This is a genomic window from Agrobacterium sp. GW821-FHT14E08, from assembly GCF_058803865.1.
In genome coordinates, this window is sequence record NZ_JBXAPJ010000003.1 from 376221 (window position 1) to 392845 (window position 16625).

15 protein-coding genes are annotated in these 16625 nt (G+C 57.0%); 6 read left to right on the forward strand and 9 right to left on the reverse strand.

The features are described from left to right. Window positions 1-71 precede the first annotated feature (71 nt). The 5 genes from AC1ROR_RS14460 to AC1ROR_RS14480 form a co-directional block, all read right to left on the reverse strand. Entirely contained in the window at window positions 72-749 is a 678-nt protein-coding gene (locus AC1ROR_RS14460; RefSeq protein ID WP_498589804.1) for a hypothetical protein, read from the reverse strand. After that, entirely contained in the window at window positions 742-2997 is a 2256-nt protein-coding gene (locus AC1ROR_RS14465) for a polysaccharide biosynthesis tyrosine autokinase (RefSeq protein ID WP_142170856.1), read from the reverse strand. Before AC1ROR_RS14465 ends, AC1ROR_RS14460 begins: the two co-directional genes overlap by 8 nt. Before the next feature lie 131 nt (window positions 2998-3128). Next, the gene (locus tag AC1ROR_RS14470; RefSeq protein ID WP_498589805.1) at window positions 3129-4025 is read right to left on the reverse strand and encodes a hypothetical protein; all 897 of its coding nucleotides are present in this window, start codon (window positions 4023-4025) and stop codon (window positions 3129-3131) included. Window positions 4026-4210: 185 nt separating this feature from the next. Then, window positions 4211-5326, reverse strand: a complete 1116-nt coding sequence (locus AC1ROR_RS14475) for an acyltransferase family protein (protein WP_498589806.1) — start codon at window positions 5324-5326, stop codon at window positions 4211-4213. A gap of 132 nt (window positions 5327-5458) precedes the next feature. Next, window positions 5459-6787 carry a hypothetical protein gene (locus AC1ROR_RS14480; RefSeq protein ID WP_498589807.1) on the reverse strand — a complete coding sequence of 443 codons (1329 nt, stop codon included), beginning with the start codon at window positions 6785-6787 and terminating at the stop codon, window positions 5459-5461. Between the two features lie 484 nt (window positions 6788-7271). On the opposite strand from AC1ROR_RS14480, the gene AC1ROR_RS14485 reads away from it, so the two are divergent. From AC1ROR_RS14485 to AC1ROR_RS14505, 5 genes are read left to right on the forward strand one after another with little or no spacing between them, the layout of a single operon-like run. Continuing rightward, a complete protein-coding gene (locus AC1ROR_RS14485) occupies window positions 7272-8507 on the forward strand; it encodes a glycosyltransferase family 4 protein (RefSeq protein WP_498589808.1) in 1236 nt (411 codons plus the stop codon). A gap of 48 nt (window positions 8508-8555) precedes the next feature. Further along, on the forward strand, window positions 8556-8699 hold the full coding sequence (locus AC1ROR_RS14490) for a hypothetical protein (protein ID WP_498589809.1): 144 nt from the start codon (window positions 8556-8558) through the stop codon (window positions 8697-8699). Between the two features lie 34 nt (window positions 8700-8733). Next, entirely contained in the window at window positions 8734-10212 is a 1479-nt protein-coding gene (locus AC1ROR_RS14495) for a lipopolysaccharide biosynthesis protein (protein WP_498589810.1), read from the forward strand. Continuing rightward, the gene (locus AC1ROR_RS14500; protein WP_498589811.1) at window positions 10205-11539 is read left to right on the forward strand and encodes a polysaccharide pyruvyl transferase family protein; all 1335 of its coding nucleotides are present in this window, start codon (window positions 10205-10207) and stop codon (window positions 11537-11539) included. Before AC1ROR_RS14495 ends, AC1ROR_RS14500 begins: the two co-directional genes overlap by 8 nt. Before the next feature lies 1 nt (window position 11540). Then, window positions 11541-12758 carry a glycosyltransferase family 4 protein gene (locus AC1ROR_RS14505; protein ID WP_498589812.1) on the forward strand — a complete coding sequence of 406 codons (1218 nt, stop codon included), beginning with the start codon at window positions 11541-11543 and terminating at the stop codon, window positions 12756-12758. A 160-nt stretch (window positions 12759-12918) separates the two neighbouring features. Here the strand turns inward: AC1ROR_RS14505 and AC1ROR_RS14510 are convergent, their stop codons facing one another. From AC1ROR_RS14510 to AC1ROR_RS14520, 3 genes are all read right to left on the reverse strand, one after another. Continuing rightward, complete coding sequence (locus AC1ROR_RS14510) at window positions 12919-13710, reverse strand: metallophosphoesterase family protein (protein WP_498589813.1); 792 nt, start codon at window positions 13708-13710, stop codon at window positions 12919-12921. Window positions 13711-13974: 264 nt separating this feature from the next. Then, entirely contained in the window at window positions 13975-14580 is a 606-nt protein-coding gene (locus AC1ROR_RS14515) for a transglutaminase-like cysteine peptidase (protein ID WP_498589814.1), read from the reverse strand. A 146-nt stretch (window positions 14581-14726) separates the two neighbouring features. After that, on the reverse strand, window positions 14727-15029 hold the full coding sequence (locus AC1ROR_RS14520; protein WP_498589815.1) for a hypothetical protein: 303 nt from the start codon (window positions 15027-15029) through the stop codon (window positions 14727-14729). A gap of 312 nt (window positions 15030-15341) precedes the next feature. Here AC1ROR_RS14520 and AC1ROR_RS14525 point away from each other — a divergent pair, with 312 nt between their 5' ends. Then, entirely contained in the window at window positions 15342-15899 is a 558-nt protein-coding gene (locus tag AC1ROR_RS14525; protein ID WP_035222725.1) for an HNH endonuclease, read from the forward strand. Window positions 15900-15929: 30 nt separating this feature from the next. Here the strand turns inward: AC1ROR_RS14525 and AC1ROR_RS14530 are convergent, their stop codons facing one another. Continuing rightward, window positions 15930-16445 carry a disulfide bond formation protein B gene (locus tag AC1ROR_RS14530; RefSeq protein ID WP_498589816.1) on the reverse strand — a complete coding sequence of 172 codons (516 nt, stop codon included), beginning with the start codon at window positions 16443-16445 and terminating at the stop codon, window positions 15930-15932. Window positions 16446-16625 lie beyond the last annotated feature (180 nt).

Here is a 16625-nt window from a genome sequence, read left to right on the forward strand (position 1 = left end):
GCTTTGTAAGACGTTTGCTGTGACAGTGTCAGGAGCGAATAGGCATTTCGCGCTATTTCGCGGATTTTACCTCATGGCGCCGGCTTGGGCCGTTTCGTGCCGCTTGCCGGCTCCTGGGGACAGGCATCCCGCAAGGTCCAGCGCAGAATTTCACCTTCCTTGCCACAGACGACTGCTGTATCCGCCTCCCTGGCCGCTTCGGCCTGTGGTAGCGTTTCTTTCGGAAATTGCTGCCACATCACGAAGCGTCCGCGTATCAGATTGGCGTCGGCCGGCCCGTAGAGATGGGAAAAATTCATCAGCACGGCGATTTCCAGGGGCGAGGCGTTGCGCAGCGAACGAACCATGGCCAGACGCAGCCAAACATCGCCATTTGCCGGAAAACAAAATAGGGCATGACGAATATAGGTCTCGGCAAACCCAAGGCGCGTAGCGTCGGTCTTAGATGTCACGTCTTTGCCATTTGCGTCGAGATCGGCCAGAACCAGCCGCAGTCCGGCTTTGACGATATCGGAACGGCAGATTCTCTCTGCAACGACGGGGCGAAGTCCGTCGACGGCAGTGGCCAGTAGATCGGGTGCCAGGCCGTTTCTGTCGTCAGCAATTCTCGCCATGGCGACGATATCGGAAAAGCGCCGTGCTTCGGAAAACGCCTGTGCCGCAACCGACAAAACGAAGACGGAAATGATGAGAACCGGCACAACTACCAAGATATTGGGAAGGCGCATCAGGCCGTCCCGCCTAGTCATGGTAATATCTGGTGTAGCGCGAATGATAATATTCGCTCGAACCATATGCCCGGTAGAGCTTCAGCTTTTCAGTGTCGACCTTGTTGAGAATGACGCCGAGGCATTTCTTGCGGATATGAACCTCGTTTTCGATGGTATTGCGGACCGCCCTGCGGGCGGTCTTGCCCCATTCGGTAACAAAAACGAAGCCGTCTATACGGCTGGCCATCGCGCGGGCGTCGACAACCGGCCCGAGCGGCGGCAGATCGACAATGATGTAATCGAAGACGCTGCCGGCCTCGGCTAGTAATTTGTGCATTTGTGGCGATGTCAGCAGCTCGGAAGAATGCGGTACGCGTTGCTTGACGACGGTCGGGAGGAAAGCGAGCCGGGTCTTTTCGTCGTGCAGAAGGACATCGCGAATATTGCGGCCTTCCAGCAGCACTTCGAGCAGGCCTTCGGTGGCGTGACGCGCCAGGGCACGTGTGGCGCCCGGATTACGAATATCGGCATCCAGCAGCAGAACCCGCGCACCTTGCCCAGCCAGAAGCTGCGCCAGATTGATGGAGATCGTCGATTTCCCCTCGCTCGGCAAAGCCGATACGACGCCGACCACCCTTGCGCCGTGTTTCGAGGCGATGCCGAGATCCATGGCAAGCCGTGTGCTGCGCAGCGTTTCGGCGAAAGATGAAAGTGGGTGGTCGACAGCGTAGCGGGCGACGCTTGAGGGACGTGTGGCGCTGGATGCATCACCCTGATCCTTCAGGGTATCCACGCCGGGCTTGCCCTGGACGAGCGGCGTGTTGCCGAGGAACTCCAGACCGAGAACGTCGCGAACCTGCTCTCCCGTGCGGAAGAAGCGGTCGCGGAATTCGCGGAACACAGCGATACCGCCGCCGGCTGCAGCCCCCATGATCATGAACAGCGCCAGGATCATGGTTTTGTTCGGCTTGCTCGGCGTATAAGGCGGCATCGCCTTGGAAATAACGCGCGCTTCCGTCACGGGGAAGGACTGCTGCTGCATCGCTTCCTGATAACGCTGCAGGAAAGTCTGATACATGTTCTTGTAGGTTTCCGCCTCACGCTGCAATTCGCGAAGCTGAACCTGGGTCTGGCTGGCGGAGGTGCTGACGTTGGTGGCCTTGGCGACACTTTCCGCGAGAGATTTTTCCCGCGCTTCCGAAACCTCGAGATCGCTTTTGTAACTCTGCGCGATTCGGCTGATTTCCTGGAACATCAGCCGGCGATATTCCTGCATCTCGTTGCGCAGGCGCACCGCCTGAACATGGTTGCTGCCGAGCCGGCTGGTGATTTCCGCTTCAAGCTTTGAGGATTCGAGATATTTTTTGCGCAAGTCATTTGCAACCGCGCTGTCGAGAATATCGGTGACGACCGCATCAACATCATCGGTGGCGAGGATATATTCGATACGTTGCACCCGCGCCCGCGCCCGCGCCGTATCCGACTGCGCCAGTATCAGGGCACTGTTGGACGCCGCCAGTTGTTGATCAGAGAGCAGGCCGCTCGTGCCGGTCTCGATCAGGTTATGTTCGGCGCGAAATTTCTGCACGGCCAGATCGGTTTCAAGTGCGCGCTGGCGCAACTCGGCGATGCGATCGGACAACCAGTCGCTGGCCCGCTTCGTCGCCTCATATTTGGAGTTGAGCTTGTCGACCAGATAGGCCGACGCCACCGCGTTGACGATCTGTGCGGCGAGAACCGGCGAGGTTGAATTATAGGTCAGTTCCAGTGCGTAGGTTCGGCCAATGCGTTTGACACTGAGGCCCTGAAGCAGCCGGTCAGACAGCGATCTTTTCAGGGTTCCATCGTCAATCACCGTCTCTTTCTTGACGGGTGAGAACCATTGCGACACGTTGACCAGCGAACGGACGGTGCCGAATATCGAGCTCAGAAGCGATGCGCGGGTTGCCCTGAATTCCTGGTTTTCCGTCAGGTTGAGACTGTCGACGACAGCGAGACCAATGGTTTCCGATTGCAGGACTTCGACCTGGCTGAGAATGGATGCTTCGTCCTCGATGACGCCGCCGATTGTCGAAAGCTGCTCGACGATCTGACTGTTGTTGCGGTCAATCAGGAGAGTTGCCGTGGCGGAATAGATTGGAACGGCCGTTGCGGCGAAGGCGAGACCAATTGCCCCGGCAACGACGATCGCGGCAAGGACGATGCGCCATTGCCGACGGATCATCGCAAGGGCGGCGTCGATATCGATAAAGTCGGCTGTAAGTCCGCTTTTATCGTAATCGGTCATCGTCAGGGGATCGTGCCTTTGCAACAACTGTCAGCCTCGCTCTTTATGGCGGGCGCAGCGCCCGCCAAGTCTCGGTTGCATCGTGGAACAGGCGGCCGCCATCTCCGAAGGAAAAGGCGGCAAAGCCAAGCTCAAACGGGACTTGTGCTCGTTGGCGTGCTGGTGCTGCCGGTTGAAACCGTTATGGACAGCAAAGTGCTCGTGCCACCGGTCGTTGTTGTTCCGCTTCCGCCACCGCCGACGGGGGCTGCTCCACCGCCCGCCTGTATCGTCCCGCCATCGGCACCCGTATCCCCTGAGCCACCAATGCTGTTGGCGCTTGCAGGTGAGGAACCGGCGCCGCCAATGGGGGAAGCGGCTGCCGCGGCAGCTGCGGGTGCAGCCGGGCCGGCGGCCGTTCCCTGGACGTTTTCGCTAAAGGCGATCAGAAGATCGGGGGGTACGCCGGTGCCCTTCGTCTGCAACTGTATGGCGGCGGCAAGTATCGTGTCGCCCCTTTGCATCGCTGTGGAATAAGCGAGTGCGAGACCTTCGCCGACAACTTCTGAGAAGTCCTTGTTGGCGACCTTCTGGGCCAGCGCAACGATGGTGGGCAACTGGCTGGAATCACTCAGAACCAGAGCAGAAAGCTGTTCGGAGAATTGTGCGGCGCTGGTGGAAACGGCGATGATGGGAAACCCGCTCGTCACCTCTCCTGCCACGTCGGCGGTCGCCGTATCGGTGCTGGATGCGATGGTGATGAGATCTTTGATCGTTCCGGGCGCGGGAGACTGCTTGAACAGTTCTGCGGCGGAAACAGCGACGGTACCGGGATTGGTGCTATGAACACGTGTCAGAAACGCGGCGTTGGTTTCATCTGCAGCTTTGACGGGAGCGCCTGTCGCTGCGCTTTCAACCGGTGGCGTCTGCTGCTGAGCAGCCGGAGGCACGGTTTCGACCGTCTGGGCATTTGCAGGTGCAGAAAAAAGGCCGATGCTGGTAACCAATATCGCACCAGCGAGCGTCGAGCCGTTACGAAGGCGAGACATTACAACTCTCCAAATTTTTAAAATACAAACTTAAGTATGCGCAATGTTGAACAGAGTTATCCAACATTTAAAATTTCCTCTTAAATCGCACAGCCCAAGCAAACGATCAAGTGTTAAAATGCGCACTGGATGGCAAGCTGCAGCTATCCTTAATGGCAAGGTAGCTTTGATTTCGTTTGAAGGGCTTATGATACGGCGATCTTCGTTTGAGGTGCTATGATCCTGTCACGAAGCCATGCCGTCGTCGGCATTTCGACGAAGCGGTGAAAGGCGTGGGCGATCGCGATTGTGCTGACGACAACGGCAAGATAGACGCCATTGGTCCACGCCTGCGGGAGTGCCAAGGCTCCCAAAGCCCCCTTGAACCCGAGAAAAATGAATGGGTGCAGCAGGTAAAGCGCATAGGAGGAATCTCCAAGCGCTGCAAGCGGCTGCGCGGCGCGCGGTAGAGTGATCCCCCTCGTCAGGGTGGCGGCGACCATAAGCAGAATAGCGCCGCCGCCCAGAACGAACAGCCTGGCAAATGAATAGAAGCCCGGATTACCGTAGGATTCGAACATGCTCAGGTCTACGAGTGCCCAGATCGCCAGACCGGACACAGCTGCCGCAAAACCAATCACAGCCGGCAAGCGCAGGCCGCGCAGGAACAACACGGCCAGCACCATTCCCGCGACGAATTCGAGAACGATAGGCTGAAGCCAAAAACTGAAGGGCAGGGCTAAATCAAAAACGGCGCCGATCAGGACGCCGGCGGAAAGGGTGCCGGCTGTCGCCCAAACGGCGCGTTCCAGCGGCAGGACAATGAAGAATGCGAACACGACATAAAAAAACATCTCGTAGTTCAGCGTCCAGCCAAGATCCAGGATTGGGAATGGATAGGCGTCACCGTAACCCATGCTGTCATGCGGAATGAAGAAATAGGACGTGAGGATTGCCTGCAATGACGGGAACGCCTTGACGCCGAGAAAGGCCGCCGCTGCCAGCGCCACCAGCCGCAGCGTGAGCGCGAACCAGTAAAGGGGAAGAATGCGGATAAGCCTTCGCAGGAAAAAGGCCGATCGTCCGCCGGGCGTGGCGAAATAGGGTCTTGAGGCATAAACGATGACGAAGCCGGAAATAACGAAGAACAGATCGACGCCAGCCCCGAGCTTTGTGGTGGGGAGGGGAAAAAGAGAAAACTCCCAATTGGCATGGGCGTGTAGCGCAACAATCATCGCTGCTGCTGCTGCGCGCAGGATTTGAAGCACGTCCAGACGTTGTGAACCGGTGGCTGGCGGTTTGTTTGATGTTTGCGCTATCATTTCCATCTACAAAAAATATATTTAATAATATCTGGCCGCTCGTTCGTGCAGTCTGTATTTCCGCATCTCACAGCATGCAGCCGACCGAGGCAATGCATAAAACCGAGGGGTGGAATTCCGGTTTTATATCACTCAAAACACTTCCAGAACCGTGAGCTGATCGCTAGCGGGAAGCTTATATTGCCCCCCTTCCTGCACAATGGCGTGCTGGCTAACGGACCCATCATCGTGGAACCGGTGTGCGATGACCTGACTATGTGTGCCTGTTACCGAAAAAGCCGTGAGACGTTCAACAGGCGGATTCTCAATCCGCGCCGGCCATTGCCAGCCCCGGACAGCAAGCCACACCGGCACGAGTAAAGCGCCATCTGGTCTCGCCAGCCGCAGGGATACTCTTTGGGTATCGCTCTGGAGGAAATCGATGCGGCGTTCAGCCGGCACCGTCTGCCGCTTTGCCCTGCAAAGCGAAAGCAGGGCGCGGACGGCCTCGTAAGCGGGCGTACGGCTCAGGTCATGCCGTAACAGGCCAAACGATGTTTCGGGGTTGGTCTCATCGTCAGCGAAACTGGAGACCATCTCGTAAATATAGGACCGGCGGATACCGCTGATGAAACACCATAAGAGCGTGCGCGGCATATAGCGCGCCTTGATGCCTTCGGTGACGGGGAAATGGAAGCTCTTGGTCTTCAGCGAGGTGTGGTATCCGATCTCCGTGGCCAGTATCGGCCGGCGTGCCGCTATGGGTGCCGACGCCGTCACGAATTTTGAAAGCTGCCCCGGCCCAGTTGTTTCGGGATGCTCCATGCCGGCATAGGGGTGAATATTGCCGAAATCGCACGTCTCCTCAAGATTGAGCGCCAGCGGTATGTTCGTCTGGATATAGCTTGGTGCGACAATGCCGATGGCGCTCAGGCGCGGATTGGAGCGGGCCGTTTCGTAAAGTGCTGCCTGATGCTGCGCCGAGCGGCGTGGCGCATTCTGGGGATCCTTCGTTAAAACAGGTTCGTTGCTGCCCTCGAAAAGTTCGACGCCGCCATCGCACCAGTCGTAGAAATCCGCGATCCTGTCTAGCGGCGTGGAGACGTAAGGATTGAGATCATCGTAACAGATGATGGTGAGACGAATATCCGCCGCCACGATCTGGCGCAGGCGCTGGAATGCGGGGCTGTTGCGGCGGTCTGAAGCGGTTATCAGGCCCTCGTCACGCAGGTGGCGCACTCCAAGGGCTTCCATTTCCGGCAAGATATGTTCGAAACGTTCCGGATAGACGCCCTTCGTACGGGCAAAATGGCCACACACGCCTACACTGTCCAGAAATGCTTCCGTGTCGGCAGAAACGACGGGCTGAGCCTGCGCGGTTGTGGAACGCAGGCCCGCAGCCGCGACCAATGCCGCAGGTGCGACGGAAAGAAGACCACGCCGTGTCAGGCGGCCCATGGCAACCGGCAGTTTTCCGTTCATCTGCGTCTCCTGGCAATCCGGGCGAAAGTCTAGCGTAGCCGCCATAGGGCGGGGCGACGCTGGCTTAAATGGCAGCAAAGCCTGTCAAAATGTCAGAATGTCCTGGAAGCTTTTGGCATTTTCCGTCGCAATCAAATCCATGGTTCTGAAATGAAATAAATATAAAAAGCAGTAGTATCAAAATCTGACACGGCGAAAGTTTCCCGCCTATGCCTGAACGTCTCTCATAAAAAGAAGCTAACACGAGACCTGTTCTTTTCGCAACACGGGATGGCTTTTGCCGCGCCGCGAAAAAAATGACTTGAAATGGCGTCGATTACCGTGCTCTTTAAAAGCAGATTTTTGGTTATTCATATTTTCAGACGTTAGATCCGTTCCGGCTTTTGTTTTTCTACATGCCCGTTTGTTCTCGAAAGTTCGGGTATATGGGCGAGGCCGGGGTGGATACATAAATTTTCGATGAAGGAAAATAGAGCGTATCCGCATGCGAATTCTCCATCTCAGCAGCCTTTATCCGCCGCATATTGTTGGTGGATGCGAACGCTCGGTCGAACATCTGGCCGAGGAACTCGTCTCCATGGGACATGAGGTCGGTGCCGCCTGCATAGAGCGGCAGGCCGAACCAAAAACGGTGCGCAACGGCGTCAGCGTTTACCGCATGTTCCACAACAACGATTTCTGGCTTGAGGACTGGCCGCAATATTCGCCGCAGCAAAGGCGGATGCAGAAGCTCAAGCAGCAATGGAATTTCGATGTCGAGAAGCAGTTCGAGGCTGTGCTTGACGATTTCAAGCCCGATGTTCTCAACACCCATTCCTTGCTTGACGTCACGACACTGGTATGGCGGGCGGCTCATAAGCGCGGCATTCCGATCGTTCACACGATCTGCGAATATGACCTTCTGTGTGGCAACGCTGCGATGTTCAAGGGCGGAAAGCCGTGCGAGCACATCCATCTTGGCTGTCAGGTGGTGAATTTCACCAAGAAATTCACGCAGCGTTATATTGGCGCGGTTGCAAGCGTCGGTACGGAAATCCTCAAGACGCACGTCAATCACGGGTTGTTCCATCACATTCCGGAAAGCCTGCGCCGCGTCATCTTTTATTCCTGCACGGTTCCGGAGGGCGATCCTGTAGCGCGCCGGCAGATCGACCGGGCTGACCGGCCGCTGACCTTCGGCTATATTGGCCGCATCAATACGGAAAAGGGCGTCGGCAACATGGTCGATGCTTTCAGGCAAGTCGGCCACGGCAACTGGCGCTGTCTGGTTGCCGGCCAAGCGATGGACGATTCCATCGAGCGGTTCAAGGCTCAGGCCGGTGATCTGCCGATCGAGTTCATCGGCTGGGCGAAGCCGAAGGAATTTTTCGAAGAGATCGATGTTCTTATCGTCCCATCCTTCTGGGCCGAGCCTTCGCCACGCACGATCTACGAGGCTTATGCCATGGGTGTGCCGGTCATCGGCGCAGCCTCCGGCGGTATTCCTGAACTTATCGGCGAGACCAATCACGACTGGCTGTTCGAACCGGGCAACGCTACCGACCTTGCCGCACGCATTCGTCGGGTTTTGACGCTTTCACGCGAGGAATTGCCGACGGAGGCCGATTTCGGAAACATCGTCGAGGAATCCACCTCGCGCCGTGTCGGCGAGAACTACGTGAAACTCTACGAGGACGTTTTGGCAAAGCGGAGCGAGAACAGGACGTTGCGCGCATCGTAGACGAGCTCGGGCTCTTCGCTGACCGGATTTCTTGGAAGGAAATGACACATGGCAGAAGGCAAGGCCGGTGAAGTAAGTTTTCTGATGCCGGATTTCCGTCGTTCTCCTGCTGAAAAAGGTGCGTCCTGTATCCCGCAGGCCGAAGCCAGGGTTTCGCAAAATCGGGAATGGATTTGGGCAGGTCCGGCATGACATGCCGCGACCGAGGAAGACCGGCGGTGAATTGATGGCAAGCTCAGACTCGATAGGCAATGCTGCCGTGACAGGAGTTTTCTGGTCCATTGTCCAGAACTGGGGTGGAAAGCTTTTCACCTCCATCCTTTTCATCGTTCTCGCCCGTTTCCTCAGCCCCACGGATTACGGCATGGTCGCTACGGCCGGTCTGGTTCTGATGCTGATCCAGATGCTGTCGGAATTCGGATTTGCGGATGCGATTGTGCAGAAGCGCGATCTGGAGCCCAGTGACGTCAATCTGCCATTCTATGTTTCGGTCGCGGTTGCGACGCTGCTGGCCGCTATTGTTTGCGTGTTCTCACCTGAGCTGGAAAGCTGGTTCGAGGTGAATGGATTGGCGCCAATCATCGTGGCGATCTGCATATTGCTGCCGCTGAATACAGCCTCTCTTTTTCAGGAGGTGAACTATCGGCGTGCGCTCGCCTTCAAACCGCTGGCGATCAGAACCTTCATATCGAATATTATTGGCGGTGTTTTTGCGATTGTTTTCGCAATTACCGGCCTCGGCGTCTGGAGCCTTGTCGTTCAAGGATATGTCGCGACTGTCGTCAACCTCGTCTGGCTCTGGCGAAAACCTTACTGGCTTCCGGGTGTTACGCTCAAGCCGGATACTTTCATAGGATTGCTTCGTTTCGGTTCGTCGGCGCTCGGCTTGCGCATCGTGGAGTTCGGGTCGACGCGCCTGATCGACTTTCTCATTCTCGGACGATACGGCGTGGCTGCCTTCGGGCTCTACACCGTTGGCAGCCGTCTCTATCAACTTATGATGCAATTACTTCAGTCGGCGCTTTATGACGTGTCCCTGACGGTGCTCTCCCGTGTATCGCACGAGCGGGAGCGAATGGCGGAACTCTACAAGCAGCTGATCGCCATATCCGCAATCGTCTCGACACCGGCCTTCGTGCTTTTCGCCGCATTGGCACCGGAGATCTGCCGTGTCCTGTTCGGGACGCAATGGCAGGGGGCGGATCAGATCGCACGGCCCCTGCTTCTTCTCGGCGCCTTGCAATGTGTGCAGTTTCAGAACGGCCCGTTTCTCTCCGCGCGCGGAAGCCCGAACAAGGTGCTGATTGCCGGTACCGTCAAGTCGGTCGCGACAATTCTCATGATCCTCCTGATACCGACAGACAGTATCGGTGAACTCGTCATCGTCTATGTTTTTGGGCAACTCGCCTCCACGCCCTTCACTTTCTTTTTTGTCTCGCGCGAACTGAATGTCCCGCTCCGGCGCATCGCTCTTGTATTGCTGCCGAGTTTTGCCTCCAGCGGTCTGTGCTTTGCGCTGGTTCAGTGGATGCGACCTGAAATCGCCGGGCTCGGCCTTGGCGATTTCCTGTCCGGCATCCTGCTCGGATCCACGTTCGTCGTCACTTATTTCCTGCTCATGGCGACCGTTGCCCGCACACAGGCGCGATCGGCGCTGATGTTCGTCATGAGCAAGGTGCTCTCACGGAAGGAAGCGCATGCGTAAACTGGTAAAAAAGATCCTCCCCGCGCCGCTGCATCGTGAATGGGTCAAGTACAACGAACGCCGCAACAGGGAGCCGACTATAGACGAGTTCTTCAAGGCCCTGCAGAAAGAGAAGCGTAAGCTGCGATTTGCACGCCCTGCGAGCACCGTTCTGAAGCGCCTTTTGATCGTGGCCTGCGATCCCAGAACCGTCTTCGGTTCCATCGGCGATGATGCGATGATCACTGCGGTGGTGCAACACGCGCGGGCCATAAATGATCGTGTCGAAGTCGATGTCGTCGTCAACGGATTGGAATGCGCCGATGTTCTAAGCGCACGTGGTTTTGTTCCAGTCGATATTTTCGGAAGGCCTGATTTCGTCAGTGCCCTGCAGCAGCAATTCAAGACAAGAAAATATGATTGTGTGGTCGTCGTCGGCGCTGACGTCATGGACGGCTATTACAATGCCCTGGTGAGTGCGAAACTGCTGGCTGCCGCGGATTTGGCGGCAGCGGCTGGAATAAAAAACGTCATCCTGGGCTTCAGTTTCAACGAAACGCCTCATCCCGCTCTTTCGATGTTTTATAGCGCGCTTCATCCTGACGTCGCGATTAATGTACGTGACCCGGTGTCCCTTGGCCGGCTGAAATCCTTCGCCAGGACACATGCGGCGCTGGTGGCCGATTCGGCCTTCAGTCTCGTTTCTTCGGAGCCTGATGAGGACACAAGCGCCTGGATCGCGCAAAAACGTGCAGAGGGCTACAGGGTTATGGGGTTCAACCTGCACCCGATGCTGTTCAAGGATGCGGATCGCAACCAGATTGACACGATCATCGCGCGCGGCGCTGAAGCGTTGCGGTTTGTGGCTGATGAACGGCCGGTATGCTGGCTGCTTATTCCGCATGACTACCGGGAGGGTTTTGGCGACCAGTTCTGCCTTCAGGCCATTTCTGGACTCGTGCCCGATTCACTGGCTGATCGGGTTCGATATCTGGATGGCCGATGGTCGGCCCCGGTCCTCAAGGGCATCGCCGGCAAGCTTGACGGAATTGTCAGCGGCCGAATGCATCTTGCCATAGCTGGGCTTGGCAAAGGCGTTCCCGTCACATGTGTCGCTTATCAAGGCAAGTTCGAGGGGCTCTATCAGCATTTTGGTTTAGCCGCATCCGAATTGCTGTCGCCATCCGCTTTTTATACGGATCAGGGCCTCAAGGATGCCCTGCTGCAATTCGTCGATCAGGCTGACGACATTCGTGAACGCGTGAGGCAGAAATTGCCGGAGGTACTTGGCCTGTCAAAAAACAATTTTCAATTATTCGAAACTTTTTCCAAGAGTGTTGATCGATAGTATGAAAATCGCTTTTATCTCAGCCATACCAGCCGTGCCTGCCAGCGAGGGGAATCGCAGCAGAATATTGCAATTGACCCGCGCCGTGCGGGCGCTTGGTCACGAGGTTCATTTCGTTTATGTCGACACGCCGATGGTGCTGGATTTTGAGGAAGAGGCCCACGCCACCGAGTTTTCGATCGGGTGCTTCCATAAGATAACCCGTCGCCGCGAAGACTGGAAAACCCGCTTCATCGAAGATTTCGGTTTCAAGTTCAGCCACAAGGCTTTCCGTGGCGTCCGCAAGGTCCACCGGCTTCTCGGCCACGAGAGTGGTTTCTACAATTACCTCGACGAGTTTTATTACCCTGAAATAGGCCGGCAGGTCCGCGATATTCAGCGCCGGCTGGGAATTGACGCCGTTATCGTGGAATATGCTTTTCATTCGAGGGCTTTTCTGGGCTTGCCTGACGATGTGCGCCGCATCCTCGATACCCATGATTCCTTTGCCGACCGTCACAAGGCATTCATCAACACCGCCAACAAATACGGCTATTGGTTCTCGGTTCCCCCGCAGGTGGAATGTAAAGCGTTCCGCCGCGCGGATGTGGTTGTCGCCATACAGGAGGAAGAGGAGCGTACCTTCAGGCAGCGGCTGGGCAAAGAGGCACCGGCCGTCGCAACTGTCAGTCATATTCTCGACCTTGACGGAAGGGTGGAAGACCTCACCTCGAGTGACTTCCTGTTCCTTGGCTCAGGCAATGATGCCAATATCATCTCCCTGAATGCATTCCTTGATAACGTCTTGCCTCTCGTCAGGGCGGCACGCCCGGATATTCGTCTGGTTGTGGCCGGCAGCGTATGCGGCAAGATCGAAGACAGGGAAGGGGTTGTCAAACTCGGCCGTGTGGACCGCTTGAAGGATGCGTTTACGCGCGCGCCGCTCTCGATAAACCCCATCGCACTCGGCACGGGCATCAACATAAAACTGCTCGATGCCCTGGCAGCGGGTATCCCGACGATCACCAGCCGGACTGGCGTAAGGGGGCTGCCGGAGCGCTATCGCCGCGGCGTGGTCGTTGTGGAAGACAGTGACCATCAGGCTTTTGCCGATGCTATCCTGCAAATCTCCTCCAGCCGCGATCAGCGCGAGGCGCTCGGAAACAAGGCCTTTGAAGATGCGGTCGAATGGAACCGTCAGCAGATGACGGCGCTTGGCAACATCCTGAGCGGTCAGTAATCCGGATTTCAGGTGAATCCTGACCGCCTTGGCGCTGGAGCACGCCTGTTTGAATGGAAGCGTTCGATGGGCTCTATTTTTTCGTTTTATGCATTTTCCGGATGTAGAACCGCTATGCACTTTTGCTGAAAATGCCCTGGCGAACGGCAGGAGCACGCCGTCAGGAAATCAGGTGCAGCCCGGCATCCGAGAGTTTCAGAACGGTAAGCCTGCCCGTCGTAAAAGCGCCGGTGTCGATGCCGATACGTTGCGGGCCGCTTTCCGGTTCCGCGACCGGGGTGTGCCCGTGGATGACGAGAAGCTCGAGACCCGCGCCTTCCGAAAGGAAGGGTTCCCTGATCCACAGCATATCCTCATCGGTCTGTGCCTCAAGCGGCGTGCCAGGTCTGAAACCGGCATGCACAAAGATGTAAGGCCCGATGCGGGCATAGATTGGCAGGCTGGACAAAAGCTGACGGTGGGTCTGGGGAATGGCGCCGATCAGCGCATCCTTGAACGGCTGAAGCCGAAGACGGCCTTTGTGCAGGAAATAGTCTATGTCGACGCCATAGGACAAAAGCGTCTGGCGACCGCCGAAATCCAGCCAGTGCATGTTGTCTTGCGGATTTTCGAGAAAATCGCTGAAGAGCTGCTCGTGATTGCCGCAAAGCGCGATACGTCGCAGCGGCGCCTCTGGTGGTCGCAGCAGATGTTCGAGGACACCGCAGGAATCGCGCCCGCGATCGACGTAGTCACCCAGGAGAACAACCAGAGCAGGAGATGGATTGCCAGCCATGTCCGCAAGGATTTTCCGTTCCGCGTGCAGGAGCAAATCCAGGCTACCGTGCACGTCGCCAATGGCGTAGATCGGGAAGGATACCGGCCTGTCGCCAAGGTCTATTCTGCGCCGCCTCCGGTCGTCGCGGAGGGCAGGCTGTTTACGACCGCGAATCCAGTTTAGCACCTTGGGCATAGCTGGCGATACTGTCTCTCAGGCACCGGGTCAAGAGCGTTCAAGGCGGATGCCCCTCGCCCGGTAATGTCGTTTGCTGGAAGGCATGTGGGCTATCGCCAAAGCCTTGCTGAAGGACGCAGTCCGGGGAGGATGGGGCACTGGTTCCGATGGTATCGATAACCAGAGCCAGCGCCGATTTTTCACAAGTTTCCGCAGCGCAATTGAAGGGGGCCAAAGTCCCCTCCGTCCTGTTTGAAACATATGATCCCGTGAAATTGGAACCTAGAGTTTCAGCCAGACACGCGGGTTTTCGTGCGACTGAATCTTGATCCATTTCAAGTCAACGGATTTCCACGGTTTGACGACGTTGGTGCGGTTGTCCAGCACCAGGTCGCCCTGGCTTGTGCTGACGACGAGAACTGCGTGGCCTATGCCATCAGTGGTGCGGGCGGTGGCAATGCGCAGCGCGCCCGAGGGCCAGCCGGCGCGCAGGAGCCGCTGCCGCTTGGTCACCGCGTAGTCGTCGCAGTCGCCGCTCGCCGGGTTCAGCTTCCATTCGTCCTGTCCGGCCGATTCGCTGACATAGATTATCGAGCTATTGATCTGGGAGTTGATACTCTGAAGCTCCGCACGCTTCTGTTTCGTCAGCTCGACCGTGTCACGATCGCCAATCCGCACACATTGGTCGGCGGCATTATCACAGAATTTCGCAAAGGCGATGGGCGCGATGGTCGGACGGCTCGTTGTCATGAACTGGCCGGGCCGCGATACGACGGGATTCTTCGCGAGGCCGCCAAGCGGAACGGCCGGTGCCGTTGTCGCGATACTTGCCGCCATACCGGCAGCGACTGCCAAAGTCTTTGCGAGACGGATTGCTTTATTCGCCATGTCTTGCCCCTGCACAGTTGTTTTCTCTTGTACCCGGGAAGATAGCCGCCCTTTCTTGCAGGCCGTTTAAGTCGATAGATTGCTTTTTAAGGAAATTGAATTTTATTCCCGGTTGATAAAAGGCAGCAAATCAGACGCTCTTACGTTCACTTGCAGCGGGTCTTGCCCGGGGCGTCGATAATGCAGGTCTGCTGCGGAACGGCATTGCGTTGCTCGCGCCTTGTCTCAGGCGAGACACGGCCACCGGCCGGTGGCCGGTCGTAATTGCGATAGACCTCGAAATTGCGCCCGCCGACCGTGCCCTGCGCACCGCCACGGCCATCCGGCGTGACTTCGAAATTCTGATATTGCTGCGCCTGGACGGACGTGGCGAGACCCATCAGCGCGGCAAAAACGCCAGCCGCCAGGCTTGCCCACAACGGTGCTACTCGGTGCCTGCACAGGACCATGGCCGTTTCCTTCCGTTCATGGAACGACAGAAGCGTTTCCCGCTCATTTGCCTCGGTGATTATATCACCGATGCCCTTTCGTGCGTGAAATTGATTTTGCGTCCGGCGGCAGCCGAATCGCTGCCGTGTCGTCGTCACGCGTCGGCGGAAGGCGGCGGGGAACCCCACTCGTCGTGTGGACGTCAGAACGTAAAAAAGACGTTTTTAGCGATGAAAAATTAAGCTCTTCTCCGCTGCATTTATAGGCTTCACAATCCTGTAACAACGGACCTAATATACAAGTGCAGATGCCGAATCGCTCAGGAGAAGCCCTTGACGATTGCAGTTTCACCACAGGCCCTGCCGGCGCTCGTTCTGAACGCAGACTACAGGCCACTGAGTTATTATCCCTTGTCGTTATGGTCCTGGCAGGACGCGATCAAGGCCGTCTTTCTAGACCGTGTGAACATCATTGCAGAATATGATCACGCGGTGTCGTCCCCCAGCTTTTCCATGCGGCTGCCGAGTGTCGTCAGCCTCAAGACCTATGTGCAGCCCACCCGCAACCCCGCCTTCACGCGCTTCAACGTTTTCCTTCGGGACAAGTTCGAATGCCAATATTGCGGCACGCGGGACGAACTGACCTTCGACCATGTGGTTCCACGCGCGCATGGCGGTGAAACCACCTGGCACAATGTCGTTGCGGCGTGCTCTCCCTGCAACCTTAAAAAGGGCAGCAAGCTTCCCAAGCAGGCGGGCATGTTCCCGGCGCAGAAGCCTTTCCAGCCCACGGTTCAGGATTTGCACAATAATGGGCGGCTGTTCCCGCCCAATTATCTGCACGAAAGCTGGATGGACTATCTTTACTGGGACACCGAGTTGCAGCCCTGATCTTTCAGGACTGCAATGGGGTTTTCCCGCTTATCGGCTTTTACGGCTCGCGCCAAAAAAGGCGACTGCCGCAAGTGCAACGCTTGCGATGACATTCCAGCCGGCGAAGGAAAGGCCGAGCACCCGAAGTGCCGCATCGTTGCACGAAGGCGCCTTGATGGCGTTCAGATTGCCGAGGAGATCGCCGGCATTGGTGGTGATGGACGGTGCGCCGGTGGCGCAGGTGATCGGGCCTTCCCAGAAACCCCATTCCACGCCGGCGTGATAGACGCCAAGCCCGGCGCCAATAAGCATCGCCACGCCGATGAGGGCAAGCAGCAGCCGTGTGATCTGAACCGGCAGCTTGAAGACGCTGGTGGCAACGGCCAATATGCCCAGCGGAATGGCATAATAATAGGGATCGCGCTGCAACAGGCACAAGGCGCAGGGCGTGTAACCGCCAATATGCTGGAAAGCGAGGGCAGAGCCCACGGTGAAGATCATTCCCGCCGTGACGCCAAGAGCGGCGAGCGTGCGGCTGTTGTCGGCGGTCGTTGCAGTGGCCATGATGTTTTCCCCAAACTTCGCGAAGAAGCAGATATCCCGAACGGGCTTTCAAAAAGGCGGGCGTGATGGCGAAATTAAGTCGCCAGTTCAACGTGTGTCACAGGATGCGTCTAATCCAGTCTGCTGCATCTGGCAAATGAAAGCCCGGTAATAAACGAGGTATGTGAGCAAAGTTTCGTG